Source organism: Helicobacter ganmani, assembly GCF_003364315.1.
Taxonomy (GTDB): Bacteria; Campylobacterota; Campylobacteria; order Campylobacterales; family Helicobacteraceae; genus Helicobacter_D; species Helicobacter_D ganmani.
Map to the genome: position 1 here is coordinate 16,722 of NZ_NXLS01000003.1, position 15,914 is coordinate 32,635.

The 15,914-nt window shown below is 37.0% G+C and carries 15 protein-coding genes; 5 read left to right on the forward strand and 10 right to left on the reverse strand.

Features of this window, described 5'->3' with window-relative positions; all coding sequences use genetic code 11:
- Positions 1-12 precede the first annotated feature (12 nt).
- The 3 genes from CQA43_RS03685 to CQA43_RS03695 are packed head-to-tail and all read right to left on the reverse strand — an operon-like array spanning position 13 to position 4,707.
- Positions 13-1,317: a radical SAM protein gene (locus tag CQA43_RS03685; RefSeq protein ID WP_115551273.1), complete on the reverse strand. Its 1,305-nt coding sequence runs from the start codon at positions 1,315-1,317 to the stop codon at positions 13-15.
- Positions 1,318-1,327: 10 nt separating this feature from the next.
- Positions 1,328-2,638, reverse strand: a complete 1,311-nt coding sequence (locus tag CQA43_RS03690) for a radical SAM protein (RefSeq protein ID WP_115551274.1) — start codon at positions 2,636-2,638, stop codon at positions 1,328-1,330.
- On the reverse strand, positions 2,635-4,707 hold the full coding sequence (locus CQA43_RS03695) for a tetratricopeptide repeat protein (RefSeq protein ID WP_115551275.1): 2,073 nt from the start codon (positions 4,705-4,707) through the stop codon (positions 2,635-2,637). Before CQA43_RS03695 ends, CQA43_RS03690 begins: the two co-directional genes overlap by 4 nt.
- A gap of 257 nt (positions 4,708-4,964) precedes the next feature.
- Here CQA43_RS03695 and CQA43_RS03700 point away from each other — a divergent pair, with 257 nt between their 5' ends.
- From CQA43_RS03700 to CQA43_RS03715, 5 genes are all read left to right on the forward strand, one after another.
- On the forward strand, positions 4,965-6,548 hold the full coding sequence (locus CQA43_RS03700) for a flagellin B (protein WP_115551276.1): 1,584 nt from the start codon (positions 4,965-4,967) through the stop codon (positions 6,546-6,548).
- Between the two features lie 75 nt (positions 6,549-6,623).
- Positions 6,624-8,585, forward strand: coding sequence for a motility associated factor glycosyltransferase family protein (locus tag CQA43_RS03705; RefSeq protein ID WP_115551277.1), 1,962 nt, complete (start codon positions 6,624-6,626; stop codon positions 8,583-8,585).
- Complete coding sequence (locus tag CQA43_RS09870; RefSeq protein WP_281270099.1) at positions 8,582-8,713, forward strand: hypothetical protein; 132 nt, start codon at positions 8,582-8,584, stop codon at positions 8,711-8,713. The genes CQA43_RS03705 and CQA43_RS09870 overlap by 4 nt, the downstream gene beginning before the upstream one ends.
- Before the next feature lie 273 nt (positions 8,714-8,986).
- Positions 8,987-9,316 carry a hypothetical protein gene (locus tag CQA43_RS03710; protein ID WP_115551278.1) on the forward strand — a complete coding sequence of 110 codons (330 nt, stop codon included), beginning with the start codon at positions 8,987-8,989 and terminating at the stop codon, positions 9,314-9,316.
- A complete protein-coding gene (locus CQA43_RS03715; protein ID WP_245944206.1) occupies positions 9,289-10,035 on the forward strand; it encodes a DMT family transporter in 747 nt (248 codons plus the stop codon). The genes CQA43_RS03710 and CQA43_RS03715 overlap by 28 nt, the downstream gene beginning before the upstream one ends.
- A gap of 157 nt (positions 10,036-10,192) precedes the next feature.
- Here the strand turns inward: CQA43_RS03715 and pseH (CQA43_RS03720) are convergent, their stop codons facing one another.
- From pseH (CQA43_RS03720) to CQA43_RS03750, 7 genes are read right to left on the reverse strand one after another with little or no spacing between them, the layout of a single operon-like run.
- Positions 10,193-10,753, reverse strand: coding sequence for a UDP-4-amino-4,6-dideoxy-N-acetyl-beta-L-altrosamine N-acetyltransferase (gene pseH / locus CQA43_RS03720; RefSeq protein WP_115551280.1), 561 nt, complete (start codon positions 10,751-10,753; stop codon positions 10,193-10,195).
- Positions 10,713-11,366 carry a formyltransferase family protein gene (locus tag CQA43_RS03725; RefSeq protein WP_115551281.1) on the reverse strand — a complete coding sequence of 218 codons (654 nt, stop codon included), beginning with the start codon at positions 11,364-11,366 and terminating at the stop codon, positions 10,713-10,715. Before CQA43_RS03725 ends, pseH (CQA43_RS03720) begins: the two co-directional genes overlap by 41 nt.
- An 11-nt stretch (positions 11,367-11,377) precedes the next feature.
- A complete protein-coding gene (gene pseH / locus CQA43_RS03730) occupies positions 11,378-11,995 on the reverse strand; it encodes a UDP-4-amino-4,6-dideoxy-N-acetyl-beta-L-altrosamine N-acetyltransferase (RefSeq protein ID WP_181881616.1) in 618 nt (205 codons plus the stop codon).
- A gap of 9 nt (positions 11,996-12,004) precedes the next feature.
- Positions 12,005-12,751: a cytochrome c biogenesis protein CcdA gene (locus CQA43_RS03735; protein WP_115551283.1), complete on the reverse strand. Its 747-nt coding sequence runs from the start codon at positions 12,749-12,751 to the stop codon at positions 12,005-12,007.
- 24 nt (positions 12,752-12,775) lie between these two features.
- Positions 12,776-14,050 carry a TRAP transporter large permease gene (locus CQA43_RS03740; protein WP_115551284.1) on the reverse strand — a complete coding sequence of 425 codons (1,275 nt, stop codon included), beginning with the start codon at positions 14,048-14,050 and terminating at the stop codon, positions 12,776-12,778.
- 17 nt (positions 14,051-14,067) lie between these two features.
- Positions 14,068-14,670 carry a TRAP transporter small permease gene (locus CQA43_RS03745; protein WP_115551455.1) on the reverse strand — a complete coding sequence of 201 codons (603 nt, stop codon included), beginning with the start codon at positions 14,668-14,670 and terminating at the stop codon, positions 14,068-14,070.
- Between the two features lie 47 nt (positions 14,671-14,717).
- Positions 14,718-15,746: a DctP family TRAP transporter solute-binding subunit gene (locus CQA43_RS03750; RefSeq protein ID WP_115551285.1), complete on the reverse strand. Its 1,029-nt coding sequence runs from the start codon at positions 15,744-15,746 to the stop codon at positions 14,718-14,720.
- Between the last annotated feature and the right edge of the window lie 168 nt (positions 15,747-15,914).

Genomic DNA, 15,914 nt, shown 5'->3' on the forward strand with positions numbered 1-15,914 from the left:
TGTCTTTCAATATTACAAGATTCCATCTTGCTTCATTTTGGTAACGAGATTGTTTTGATACATATAAAGTAAAACATCATCGGGTAAAGAAGAGATTTTCTCTGGGATACAAAACCAAATCTCTCTACCAAAATTTCTTAAAACAAAATATCCCTTTTCTACCCTTTTTTCTTGAGTGCTTACAATGCTTGGAACATAAGCACCACACTTTTTACACTTATCAATCATTAAAGGATTCTTTGCTAAAAAATTGTGCAACTTGTCTAAAGATTCTCCAAAAGTTTTATCATTTAGCACATTGGGTAGATTGTTTTTAATTTCATTGATAAAATAATACATAGAACAACAACCCACAAGCGTTCCATCTAATAAAATAATGTATTCATTACCTGCGCACAATCCGTGAATATAATGTGTTGCTTCACGAAATTCTCTTACTCTTTTGATATTCTTATCACTTACCTCACATTCAAATCCATTTCTAATCTGTTGGATTCTATGGGGACGATAATATTCAAGAACTTGCTTAAAGCCACCCTTATTGACTTTCTGCTCTGTAAAATGGACAGCAGTATAGATTCCAATATTTTTAGCAATAATTGGAGCTTGCAAAGCATTTTTATAATATTTATGATTGGGGCTTCTTACTTGTTTATAAACTTCTTCATCAATAGAATCTATACTAAAATTAATCTCATCTACTCTAGCATCTTTCAATTTATCTGCCATTTCTTTGTCCATTAATGACCCATTAGAAGTAAAAACAACATAAAAGCCTTTTGCTTTGCAATATTTAATAACCTCTATTAAATGGGGATACAAGAGAGGCTCACCTTGTGTTGTTAAACTAATACGAGAAATACCATAATCAGAAACTTTATCAATAATTTTATACGCTTTCTCCAATTCCATATCACCAACAAATTGTGGATTATCTTGAAAATATGATTTCTCTCCAAGATACCCCTTGCCGTGGAATGTACACATTGGACAAGCATAATTGCATTTGGAAGTTAAATATAAGGTTACAGAATAAATTTTTTTACGATTTTGGAGTAGCCATACTGCTATTTTTTCAACTTGCCAACTAGGCAAATAATCTGGAATTTTATCATTCCAAAGATTGCTTTCTAACCATTTGCCCCCCCCCCCGCACAATTCATCAGGCAAAAAAGGGTATCCTATTTGTGCATTCTCCTTTAGACTATCGGATAAATATAAAGATTCTGTTTTATTATAATTTTCATTTGTTACACAAAATGGAATCCCCTCCTTTCTCCATTGTTCAAAAAGTGGTTGTAAGATTATCGGTGTCATTTTACTCCTTTTATAAAATTTTGTCCTGCTTCATTTTAGCAACAAGATTGTTTTGATACATATAAAGTAAAACATCATCGGGTAAAGAAGAAATTTTACTAGGAATCTTAAAATGTTGCTCATTATCATTATGTCTTATTGCATAATACTTTTTATCAATAAATTTTTGGCAGTCAATATTGGAATAACTATTATACAAATCGCAATGATGACACATATTCATCATATCTTCATCTCTATTGATTAATAAATCATAATTATATTTAATGACTTCAGATAGACTATGATTTTTTAATGAACATTTATCTAGTTTAGGCTTTATTGCGGAATATCTCGTCCCCATTCCACAGCAAGTGATAAAATTACCATCAATCATTATACCACTATCATAGGCATTGCATAAGCCGTGTATATATTCGTGTCTCAATATGGGCAATTTAGCGCGATTTTGGTTGTTATCCGTATATCGTTGGACACAGCAAGAAACACTATTTACCCCTCCCTTTTTATAAAATGTGAATAATTCCTCTTTTTCTCCAATATTTGGCTGTTGCTGAACAAAATGCACGTGGGTGTAAATTCCTGCTTCTGCTGCAAGAATTGGAGCATTAATAGCGGTTTGATAATCCTTTTCTTTTGGACTTCTCACCTTAACATAAGTCTCTTTGTTAATAGAATCAATGGAAAAAACCATTTCATCAAAACCCATATCTTTAAGCTTCTCAATCACTTCTTTGGTTACCAAAGAACCATTTGTGGTGGTAGAAATCCTCAAACCCTTTGATTTAATATAACGACTAATTTCCTCCCAATAAGGATAAGTAAAAAATTCTCCCTGTGGCGACAAAGCCACCAACTCTATCCCATACTCTGCCATTTTATCTACATACATTTTTGCATCTTCTAAGGGCATATTTTGAGGTTTTAAGCTTGGATTATCCTTGAAGTATTTTCCCTCATAACCCTCCCCGTGGAATGGACACATAGGGCAGACATAGTTACACTTGGAAGTTACTTGCAAATACATTGTTTTTAATTTTATATATTTCAACAAATGCATTGCTATTCTTTCCACCATTTCTTTGGGTATAGCTTTAGGAACTTCACCCTCAAACGCATTTCTCTCTTCAAAATCCCCAATTTCTCCCAATAATTCTCCATAAGGATAAACAATAGTGCTAATAATGCCCCCCCCCCCGCTATCTTTCGCTTGGGACTCACGATTTATTATTACCTTATTATAATTCAAGTTGGTTACGCAAAAAGAAAGATTCTCTTTTTTTAACTCATTAAATAATTCCTGCAATATAATTGGCGTCATACCGCTAATACCTCCAAAATCAATTTCATAAAATCATTTTGCTCCATTTTATGATACAAACCATAATGCACCCTAAAAAAGCTAATAAATTTTTCCCGTTTTTCAGCATCATTAAAAATACTTATTATATTATTTAGGTTTTCAATACATTCTAAAGCATTGCTATACCAAGTATTATCTGCCAACCAAAAATACTTTTCAAATTCTTTAAAAGACAAGGGTGAATTTTCTGCCAAAAAGAAATTTTGCTTACATACTTCAATGGATTGTAAGCGAATATTATGTAATTCTTGTTTTGTTATACTTAAAAGTGCCATACAAGAAACACCTCTGAATTTATATGTAAATTCTGTCCTAGATTCTCCCTGTTGCATCGGAAAAGTATCACAAAATATATCAATAATATGCCCATAAATATGTGGATCTACGAATCCGGGCATAAAGAATCGCTCCGAGATTCCAAGCTTTTCAACTTTCTCTCTAATCACAGGGATATTCCCAGCTCCAGCCGCAATGAAAATCGTATTTTTGTGCTTTTGCATTACCTCCGCAATCGCCCCTAAATACGCATCACTATCCACTTTTACAAGCCTTCCAATCACGCCTAGCACAATCGTGTCTTCCCCAATAGGATACTTGGCTTTCTCTGCTGCAATCGCTTCGGGTGCGCGGGGCGGATTATAGAATCTATCCCTATCCATAGGCACAGCAATTAAATCAAATTTGTATTTTTCACCTACTGCACAATGGCTTATCCTCTCATCAATCCCGCTAATATCATACCTGCCATTCCCGTGGCTCCAAAAGATTTGCTTCGGCGCACTTCTTGTAGCAAACAGAAAATCACTCCCATCAATCGTTCCTGTGGAGATGAGAATATCTATTTCATCAGCAAGGATTCTATTTCTAAGCGTCATTGCCTTTTGCAAATGCGGGACATAATAGCTATACTCTTGCACCAAGCCAAACGCAGGACTCACCACAGACGCACCAATCTCCACCAAAGATTGCATAGTTGGAATATCATCAATACTCTTTTGAATATATGCCATAGAATACACCACAATTTCGTATTGACTTGCAAACTCCTCCTCACTTAGCAACGCCTTAATCAGCGAATACTCCACCTTATAAGGCGAATTTGCAACGATTCTATCCTTTAAGATTCCAATTTTTATTTTGCGCCCCGCACTCCTATCCACCGCTTTCTTGCATTGTGGCAAAGTCTTGCCATATTCCACGAAATAAGGCTCTACAAGCTTCACAACCTTATCATTGTATTCCTGCCAATCCTCCTGCGTCTGTGCAGAATTTCCAAATTTATGGTAAATGTAAAATTCCACATACATTGCCAAATCCAAATTTCCCTGCTCCAAAAGCCGCTTTAACACAGAAAGCCACACCGGAAAATTCTCGCGCCATTTTAAGTCATTGAAATAATGCTTGACATTCCAAAAAATATGCATACTCCACAGAAAAATAGTTTTTTTCTTTCTATCTGAAATCTGCCAAAAATACTCCTCCTCCAAAGCCTCTTTTTGAATCTTTAAAATCCACTCAATGGGGAGTTGATAATAAAAGCAAAAATCTAGCACAAAGACATTGAGCCCCTCCATATATTGCTCAACCAAATCCAAATAAATAATATGCCGCAAAAAGAACTTAATCGCCTCTTCCCTATCGCCTCTAAGCAACATTGCCACGCTAATACAATTAATAAATACCAATCGCTCATAGTCAGATTCCGTGCTTTTGACATAACTTACCAAATCTATGAAGCTATCAAACCGCGCGTCTTGTGGAATCTCATAATCTGCACCACAACCCCCAAAGATTCCAAAGCACCATAAAAGATTATAATCAGGAATATCGCCTTTATGATAAATCAAATCTAATGCTTTTTGTCGCAACAATGCGATAATTTCTAAGCGCGTTGCAGATTCTAGCTCCTCTTGCCCTTGCTTCCCAAGGGAGCGAATCAGCAAGATTACCTCATCAAGTGCTGTTTTATAACTTGCCGCCTTTAATTTTGTTAAAATTTCTTGTCCAATTAATTGTGTAGGTTGCATTGTTCGTCTTTAGTTTTAGGATTCTGTAAATATCGGCGGATTTTAGCAAAACTTTAGTTAAAATCAATAATTTTGGTTATTTTGTCCCTGCAAATCTGCAATGCAAGATTCCGTATTTATGGTTTTACACATTGCCACAATTCTTCACAGAATCTCACAACGACAGAGAATTATCTCTTTTGTGAAGCACAATTTTAAAAAGTGGAACACCATTTGCTTTATCCTCTGCAAATTCAAATTTTTGCAAAGGATGCATAATGAGTTATAGGATATACACCAATGTGAATGCGTTAAACGCGCACACTTCAGGAATTGTGAATAATCGCAATATGTCAGAATCGCTAGAGAAATTAAGCTCTGGCTTACGAATCAACAAAGCAGCAGATGACGCTTCAGGAATGGCGATTGCCGATAGTTTGCGTTCTCAAGCTGCCGCTCTTGGACAAGCTACCAACAATGCTAATGACGCAATCGGTATGATTCAAACTGCAGATAAAGCGATGGACGAGCAAATCAAAATCTTGGATTTAATCAAAACCAAAGCAACACAAGCTGCACAAGACGGACAAACTAGAACAACAAGAAATGCTCTCCAAAGTGATATTTTAAGACTTATGGAAGAATTGGATAATATTGCAAATACTACAAGCTTCAACGGGCAACAAATGCTCTCTGGTGCTTTTACAAACAAAGAATTCCAAATTGGTGCTTATTCTAACACCACAGTAAAAGCTTCTATTCAGCCAACAAACTCTCACAAAATTGGACATGTCCGCTATGAAACTGCTGCTGAAATGTCTGTAAGTGCTGGAACAAGTAGCTTGACAGAAGTTACGCTTAGATTCTTAAATACCGATGGCACAAACAACTATGCAATTGAATCTGTGAGAATCTCTACAACTGCTGGAACAGGAATCGGTGCTCTTGCAGAAGCAATCAACAAAAACTCTGACACATTAGGCGTGCGTGCGACTTATATCGTGCAAGGACAAGGAGCAGGCGCAATTGGTTCTGGAACCGTGCGCGGACTTACAATCAACGGAATCAAAATCGGAGACATCAACGATGTAATGAAAAACGACTATGATGGCAAGCTCATTGCTGCAATCAATGCACAAAAAGAGCGCACAGGGGTGCAAGCCTCTCTTAGTATCTCGGGCGCATTGCAACTCACAAGCAACGACGGACGCGCAATTTCTGTGCAAGTAGATGGTGGCTCACACGTGATTAATGGTGTCAATAGTGCAAATGCTCCTCTAACTGCTGGTGGTTCTTTTGCTGGAGTTTCAGGCACAACACACGCAATTGTTGGACGCTTAACCTTGATTCGCCTTAATGCAAGAGATATTTTAGTCTCTGGTGCAAATTTCTCTCAAATTGGTTTGCACTCTGGCGCAGCAAACATTGCAGCAGGCTCTGGATTAGCACAATACACCGTCAATCTCCGTAGCGTCAATGGAGAGTTTGGCGCAGATATTGCCTCTGCGATTGGTGCGAACTACAATACTGCAGTAGCATTTGTCAATAAAGGTGGAATCGGAGCAGGTGTAACAAGTATGGAAGGTGCAATGGCAGTTATGGATATGGCACAATCTGCGCAAGAACATCTAGATAGAATCCGTGCAGATTTGGGTTCTGTGCAACAACAACTTGTTGTAACCATTAACAACATTACCGTAACACAAGTCAATGTCAAATCTGCAGAATCTCAAATCCGTGATGTGGATTTCGCAAGCGAATCTGCAAACTTCTCTAAAACAAACATTCTAGCGCAATCCGGAAGCTTTGCAATGGCGCAAGCTAACCAAGTGCAACAAAATGTTCTTAAACTTTTACAATAACTAAAGCCCAACTTTTTGGGCTTTTTTGCTATAATCTTTTCCGTATTTTATTTTCACCAAACTTAAGGAATCCCTATGTCCCAATCTCTAAATTCCCGTTTTGATAAAAATCTTAAAGCCCTCTTTAAAGTCAATCCCTTACTCGCAGCACAACTCCAAATTTTAGAACCCAATAAAAAATACGAAGTCTATATCGGGCAAGACCCTTTGAATATTAATATTTACGACAAGGAAAACAAAACTGCACTTTATGCCAAAGAACCGCTAGTGCAAACATTAGAAAAAATGAAAGAATTTGAACCTTTCAAGCTCTATCCATTTTTTTATTTTTTTGGCTTTGGCAATGGAATCTTTTATCGTCTCTTACTCAATGAAAATTCAAAAACGATAAAAAAACTTTTTATTTTTGAGCCAGAGCTAGAAATCATCTATATTGCGCTAAATTTCGCAGACTTCAGTGCAGAAATTGCAGCGGGAAAACTTTTGATTTTTTGGACGGGAACAATAAGTTTTGGGGAATTAGATTCATATTTGGCAAGTGAGGGACAATGGATTTATTCTCGCATTTACAACTTACATCTTTACAATAGCTATTATGGACGATACGATAAAGAATGCTTGAATTTAAACTCAATCATCACGCGCTCTCTAGGACACCACGTCATTTCTGTGGGGAACGATTCTACAGACGCACTCATCGGACTAGAACATCACCTACAAAATCTCCCAGAAATGATTACAACACCCTCTATGAAAGAACTTATTTCAAAAGTCAAAAACACAAATACCGCCGTGATTGTTTCTACAGGACCTTCGCTTTATAAGCAATTACCGCTTTTAAAGCAATATGCACCTTACCTCACAATTTTTTGCGTAGATGCTTCTTTCCCAATTCTCACTAAACACGGAATTAAACCCGATATTGTTGTAACCTTAGAACGCGTAGAACCTACTGCGGATTTTTACAAAAAAACTCCAAAATCCGCGCAAAAAAATATTATTTTCGCGCTTACGAGTATCGTGCATCAAGAAACAAAAAACTCTATCACGCAAGGCATAAAAACTTATAGTATGCGCCCCTTTGGTTACACAAGATTTTTTGATTTAAAAGAATATGGTTATGCAGGAATCGGAATGAGTGCTGCAAATATGGCTTATGAGTTAATTGTGCATAGTAAATTTGAAAAATGTATTTTTATCGGGCAGGATTTAGCCTTTTCGCCTGATGGCAAAACACATTCCAAAGATGCGATTTTTGGCGAAAATGAATCTCAATACAAAAAATCCGATAACGCGTTAGAAAAAATTTTAGTTCCTGCTTATGGCGGAAAAGGCTTTGTAGAAACAAACAATGTTTGGAAAATGTTTTTGAATTTCTTTGAAAAAGATATTACTGAAACACCTTATCCACTAGAAGTGATTAATGCCACAGAGGGAGGAGCAAGGATAGAGGGGACAAAAGAGATTCCATTCCAAGAAGTGCTAGAATCCCTACCAAAAGTAAAAAAATCTCTTATTCAGCTTACACCACCTACCAAAGCAGAAATTGCTGCCAACAAAAAACAAATGGAAGCAAAAGTGAAAGAATTTTTAGACTATGGCTACAAAAAGAAAAAAATGGTAGAAAAACTATTTTTAAGAGTTGTCAAAATGACAGAAGAGTTAGAACGATTGAATCGTGAAAATAAACTAGAAAAAATCAATTTTACCAAAATGGATAAATTGCTAGAGGAAATTGATGATGTCAAAAATTTCTTTTTAGAAGACGCTTTTATTAAAGTTTTCATTGACGCTGTGCAATCCTACATCGTGCATCAAGAATTAGAATTTGCTAAAATTGTCGTGCGCCCTGTGCATACCCTTATTGAAAAGCAAGTCAAACAAATTGATTGGCTTTATGCACATAAATATTGGCTTTTTTCTCTTGCAGGTGGAATGGACGCAGCTTTAGAGACTGCTAAACGCGCAGCTAAAACTTGGATGAATATTCCAAAGAAATATGACACTACAAATACCATTACAAAGGAAACTAAATGAAACTTGTTTATGCGCCAAGCTTTAGAGAATCTCAAGACATTCTGCACGCCAATGTTTTATGTGGTTATGACATTTCTGTGCTTGAATGCTTACTAAAAGCAAATAATGGGGGGGGGGGGGCAAAATAAATGAAGTCCTCTATCTTCCAAACCCTAAAACTCCAAAATCTTACAATAAGGTAATTTTAGACTCCCTCCCCTCTATTAAATCCATAAAATCCTTATCGGGTGCTAGAAGCTGTGATACCCTCATCACAGACCTCTCTACACTTGCTCTTATGTTTAATCTACAATTTTTAAAGCCTAGTGTGCTGTTTTTGTTAGGCAAACCCTAAAAGATTTGCCAAATCTAGCACCAACCAAGACGCAAGAGATTTTAAACTTTATTCAAGAGGACTTACTATGAATACTCAATACCAAATCAATACTTTCATTCAACTTACCACCCAAAAAATCAAGGAATCCCTAAGCTCTAAAAGAAAGAATATTGCTATTGTCTCTTATTATCCCACCTATCGTTCCAATTATGGTAATCTCATCACTGAACTAAAGAAAGATTACAATGTGATTACTATTGTAGATAGAATCTTAAATGATGATTTTAAAAAATCCGCACACGCTAACTTTCACTTCCCTTGGCGTATCATAGATGGAGAAACACACTATTACCTAAACACCGATATTCCTAAATTGGTTATTGTTTTTTGTTTATTTTATGTCCAAGATTCCTAAAATCTACCCTAAAGGACGAATCTTATCTAATTCTAGCCGGACTTAGCGGAATCACAATTTACAATCTCTTTTTAAATCTTGCAATGGATTATTCTAAAGTATCAAATGTCAGTGTCATCATTGCAACAGCACCACTTTTTACTGCGCTACTTGCAGCATTTTTAAAAATCGAAAAACTTTCATTTATCTTTTTTGTTGCCTTTATCTTGTGTATGAGCGGAATCGTGCTTTTAAGCTATGAAGATGAGGGATTCTCCTTTAACCCTTTGGGTGATAGTTTTGCGCTTTTATCGGCACTTGGCTGGGCAGCTTACTCACTTTTAATCCTCAAGATTATGCACAAGAGAGGAAATCTTATCTTGATTACACGCCGCATAATCTTTTATGGAATTTTAGGAATGCTGCCGAGCTTTTTATTTTTGGATTTTGCTCCAAATTTAATACTTTTATTAGATCCAAAAATCGCTTTTAATCTGATTTTTTTAGCACTTTTTGCTTCAGGATTATGCTTTTTATTATGGAATCACGCAACACTACTTATCGGTGCTATTAAAACAAATGTTTATGTTTATTTAACACCTCTCATTACTATTATTGTTTCTTTTTTTGTTTTGGGAGAAAAACTCTCTATTTTAGCCCTATTTGGTGCATTCTTAACTCTTCTCGGAGTTATCTTAGCGGAGTCCAAATTCTCAAAACCTATCTCCTTAATAATTTAAGCACCCTTGTAAGCACTTCCCTCTTTCACACTATTCTTTTATTGCCATCACAAGAAAATCTTTAGGCTTTTTGCGACACATAATGCAGAATCTCACCTTTTAGGATTCCATTGTAAAGTTTTCTGTATGCAAGATGACAGATTGTTTCGTTGTTGTTTCACTCCACCCCGCAATGACGAAGTGGCAAGATTCTTGTGTTATCTTTGCACATCTCTAGCACTTTTTCGCCCTTGACTTCCTTTTCTTTACTGATTTGGAAGCCGAATTTCTTATGCAAATTTATTACCTGCTTGTTGAGCGCAAAGACTTCCAAAGTAAGCTGCCTAGCTCCCAAAATATCAAAGGCAAACACCAAGCTCACTTGTTCTAAAACGCGTCCGATTCCGCTTAGGCTTAGGTTCGGATTGCCAAAGAATCCAAACTCCACTTCCTCACTACTTTTCTTACCAAAATTAATACTCCCCAATCCAACCCCACAAAATCGCAAAAGAAAATATTGTTTTTGGGGATTCTGCCTTAAGGATTCTATAAAGGCAAAATGTTCTGCAAGCGAAATTTCCTTTTGATTATAAAGATTTTTGGCAACTTCAGGATGGTTGCGCCATTGCAAAACCTCTTTCTTTTCCAAATCACTTAAAACAACATAATCCTCTAGCTCCAAGCAAAGAATCTCTAAATTATTCCCCCCCCCCCGCAGAATCGGCAGAATCGCAGACATAGATTTTTAGCACAAATTTTTTACCCTCTTTAATAAAAAACGCAGGGAACTCCTCATTGCTCACAATCCTCAAAAGATTAAATTGCGACTCCAAACTTTTTGCAATATCTAGCTCACTATCTTTTGGGCTTCGCTTAGGGTAGAAGCTCTCCTCTCCGCTCTGCGCCTTTGGACTTAAAGTTGGGAATTTTTCCAAAAACTCCAAACATAGCTTTTGGCACATCTTGGCTTGCTTGTCTCTTAGTTCCTCATAAAGCTCTAATCCGCTTAAATGCAAAGTTTCTTGCAAATAAATCGCGCCATTATCTGCTTTTGCATCTGCTCTAAAAAGCGTAAAAACAATGGAATCCTTACCCTCTAGCACCTGCCAAAAAAGAGGCGACCAACCTTTGCCTTTGGGTAGTGCAGACGCGTGAATCACGAGATTGTATTCGTGCAAATCTAAAAACTCTTGCTCTATTAGTTGATGATAGGAGAGGATAAAAACGATTCCATAAGATTCCTTTAAATCTTTATGAGAAAAATACAGCTTGGCATTTGGAATCTTGCTTTCTAGCTCTTTTGCATAAGGGATAAACCACTGGTTTGGAGAAGTAAGAATCGCCACCTTCATCTATGCCACCTTTACGCGCATAGGCTTAAAAATGGGCTTGGAATCGCCCTTAAGCTTTGCGATTCCACATTTTTGGAAGCTTTGTGTATTTTGTAAGCAAGAAGTGAATAATCCTGTGTAGCTAAAATTGTAGTTTGTGTGGAAAAAAAATGGAGTAAAGTGGCTTTTATTGCCCCCCCCCCCGCAGAGAATACGAAATAACTCATTTGCGCGTCCTTATTTGTAAATTGAAAACCAAATCTTTGGTAAAGAGAAATCGCCTTTTGATTCGTGTTCAAGGCACAGGCGTAAATTTTCACAACTCCTAGCGTCTCTTGCGCGTATTTTAGCATTGCTTCCATTAATGCCGCTCCATATCCCTTTAAATCTGGGTTTTGATAGATTCCAAACTCACAAGAGATTCCGTGCTGAATGTCTATAAAGCAAAGCACCCCCAAGATTTCATCGTCTTGCAAAGCCAAAAAATATTGTTTCGTGGAATCCTGCTTCAAGGATTCCATAAATTGCAAGTGTTCTTTTAGCGTAATCGTCTGTGTTCTCATCAAAGGGGCAATTTTTAGGTGATTGCGCCACCCAAACACCAAAACCTTTTCTATCTCATCTAAATCCACAAAATTTTTTAACATCATCACAGAATCCTAGCCCAAAATCCCTACAAGATAAGCGGATAATGCGCTCATTCCTCCACTTACAACAAGGATTCCAATGCAAATCAAAAGCCCTCCTGCACACCATTCAATCCACTTAAAATAAGCCTTAATCCATTCTAAAAAATTAAAAGCATAGCCAATGAGTAGTGCGCAAAACAAGAAAGGGAGCGAAAGTCCAAGCGTGTAAATCACAAGCAATGCAATTCCGCTTCCCTCTTCTAAACTAGCTAGGGAAATAATGCTTGCCAAAATTGGACCCACGCAAGGCGTCCAACCGAGTGCAAAACTCACGCCAAGCAAAAAGGGGGCGAAAAAGTCTTTCAAAAAAGAAAAGTTGTATTCTGTGCAAAAGTTTTTTGTATAATTTAAAAATGGAATCCTCAAAATTCCTAAGATATGCAGCCCAAAGATAATTAAGATTCCACCTGCAAGATAACGCAAAATAGGGCTTAAAAGAATCCATCCTTGTAAGATTCTAGCAGCCACTGCACCCAATAGGACAAAAACGATTCCAAATCCCAAAACAAAAAATACTGCGCTTCTTAAGATTCTAAATCGCTTCCTTAAATCCAAGTTTTTAGAATCTTTCATTTCTCGTAGTGAAATTTCAGAGATATACGAGAGATATGCAGGAATAAGTGGCAAAATGCAAGGGCTAATAAAAGTTAGAATCCCTGCGACTAAGCTGATTAAATGTGGAGCACTCTCAAAAAACCCAAACAGTGATTCTTCCACCCTTACACCTTGCAAACCTTAAATTTAATCAAGTAAATTTGGCAACCAAAGTGAAATTTCTGGCACATAAGTAACAAGCCCAAGCCCTAAGAGCAAGACACAGAGCCAAGGAATTACCGAGAGGGTAACATCTTTGAGACTTAAACCCGTAAGCGAGCTTGCTACAAAGAGATTTAAGCCCACAGGCGGGGTTAGCATACCTAGTTCCATATTGACAATCATTGCGATTCCAAAGTGAATCGGGTCAATTCCTAGTTGTAAAGCTATCGGCAATAATAAAGGTGTCATAATCATCACGACAGAGCTAGGCTCCATAAATTGTCCCATAATAAAAAGTGCGATATTCACTAAAATCAAGAATAACCACCAGCTCATATTCATATTCACTAGCGATTCAGCAATCATATGTGGAATCCGCTCACTTGTGAGGAAATGCGCAAACACAACCGCAAAGCCAATGATAAAGAAAATCATTGCTGTGGTAATTGCTGCGTCCAAAAGCACTCCATAAAGCTCTTTTATCTTAATATCTTTATAAACAAAAATAGATACAATGAAAGCATATACTGCACTAATTCCCGCTGCCTCTGTGGCTGTGAAAAGCCCTGCGTAGATTCCGCCAATCACCACAATCACAATGAGTAATGCCCAAAATGCTTCTTTGAATTTAGCCCAACGCTCACTAAATTTTGCAGGTTCTGTCGCTTTGAATCCTAATCGTCTCGCACCAAAATACGCATAAACCATCATCATTCCACCAATCATTACACCCGGAATAACGCCTGCCATAAATAATTTTTCAATAGAAACTTCCGCAGTTACCCCATAAACAATCATTACAACAGAAGGTGGAATCAAAATCCCAAGACTTCCCGCAGAAGTAATCGCCCCTACTGAATAGCTTTTGGGATAGCCTGCTTGGCTAAGAGCCACAAACATTACAGAACCAATCGCAACAACCGTCGCAGGAGAACTTCCACTCACAGCAGCAAAGATAATACAAGCCAAAATCGCACTCATTGGGAGACCACCGGGTAAATGCCCCACAATGCTTCTTGCAAAATCTACGATTCTTTGTGCAGAGCTTCCTTTGCTCATCAAAGAACCCGCCAAAATAAACATTGGAATCGCCATTAAAGCAGGTTTTAAGCCATTAAGCATAATTTCAGGCACACCCATAACATCATAAGAGCTAAACAACAGCATTGTAATTACCGCACTTACCCCAAGAGAAATGGCGACTGGCACACCTACTAATAACAAACCAAACAATACAATTAGCAAAAATGCAACACTCATTAATTCTCCAAATTTTACTAATCTTTAATCACAGAATCGTGAATCATCTCTTCCTCTGCATTTTTTACAACTTTGTCTGCATCTGTCCAAGAAACTTCATAGATTTTTTCTATGGAACGATAAGTTGCTCCTAAAAATGCAATAGGCAAACAAAGGAGAAACACCCACAAAGGCACTTCGTGTAACGCTTCACTCATATAACCAATTTCATAGTTCAAATAGCAAACCATTAAACTAGCATAAAACATAAAGCCTAGAAAAATAGAATTGAGGATATGTGTTAATAGCACACAAGTTTTGGCAAGTGCTGGTGGAAACTTCTCAACTAGCATAGTTACAGAAATATGCACACCCTTTCTAAATCCATACGCCGCACCAAAAAATGCTGACCACAAAAAACAATATCTTGCTACTTCCTCTGCCCAAGTGAGCGAGCCAATCTCTGGATAGAATCCCGCAATGTAACGCACACTCACATTAATTGCGGTAATTGCGATTCCAAGTGCCATTCCAATGACTGCAACATTTTTATTGATTCCTGCAATAATCTTGTCTAAAATAGCAAAAAGCTTATTGACACCAGAATCCTTATGTGCCCACAAAAAAGGTTTCTGAATCATTAATAATAAATTGCGCAAAATAAACCTTTCAAAAATAATCTGCAAGATTATTTTGTATTCAGCGTTTTCTCAATCAAATCTTTGCCGATTAAATCATAAAACTTAGGGTAGATTGCAATCATCACATCTTGCCATCGTTGTTTTTGTGCTTCATCTAACTCATAGATGGTTGTATTTGTCTTATCATCAGCTTTTAATTTATCTAGCAACATTTTTTCTTCCTTAGCACTCTCTTCGCGTTCAAAAATTGTTGCTTCGCGCATTGCAGTAGAAAATTTCTCTTGCAAATCTTGTGGCAATTCTTTCCAAAACTTCTCACTTGCAACAACTAAATATCCCAAATAACCATGATTTGAAATCGTAATAGAGCTTTGCACTTCATAGAATTTAGAATTATAGAGGTTAGAAAGCGGATTTTCTGCCGCATCTACTACACCTGTTTGCAATGCAGAATACACTTCACCAAAAGGCAAAACTTGCGGAATCGCTTTGACAGCTTTTGTTTGTTCTTCTAGCACTTTAGAACTCATAATTCTCATTTTTTGCCCTTCTGCATCACTTGGTTCTATGATTGGTTTTTTGTTTGTGCTAAATTGTTTGAATCCTGCGTCCCAATAATCAAGCGCAATGTAACCTTTACTTGAAATCACATCTTTTAGGATTTTTCCTACTTCTCCATCCATTACTTTATGCAAATGTTCAGTATCGCGGAAAATAAAAGGAACGTCCCAAAGATTAAACTCTTTTGCAAAAGGCGTAAATTTTGAAAAACTAGGTGCTGCAAGTTGCACATTGTTGCGTTTAAGTTCTTGAAAAACCTTGTCATCATCTACAAGTTGTGCTGAAGGAAATACATGCACTTTAATTTTCCCCTCTGTGAGCTCCTCCACTCTTTTGGCAAAGAAATCCGCTGCTCTCCCTTTTGGTGTATTTGCGCTCACAACATGCGCGAATTTCACCTCATAAACCTTATTGGAATCCCCCTTAGCAGCGGCACTAGCTTCTTTATTATTGTCTCCACCGCACCCTATTAATCCAAATACAGCCAAAACTGAAACTAAAAGAATTTTTTTCATTTTCCTAAATCTCCTAACACAAATATTATTCACTCAACCTCTGTGAGATTCTATGTATTTTATACAAAATCTTCTTAAAAGACAAAATCAACTAAACCACTTTGGTGTTTTTAGTGTAGAATTTTGCAACATTATGCACCAAAAATGAATTTTTGAAACAACCTAAAA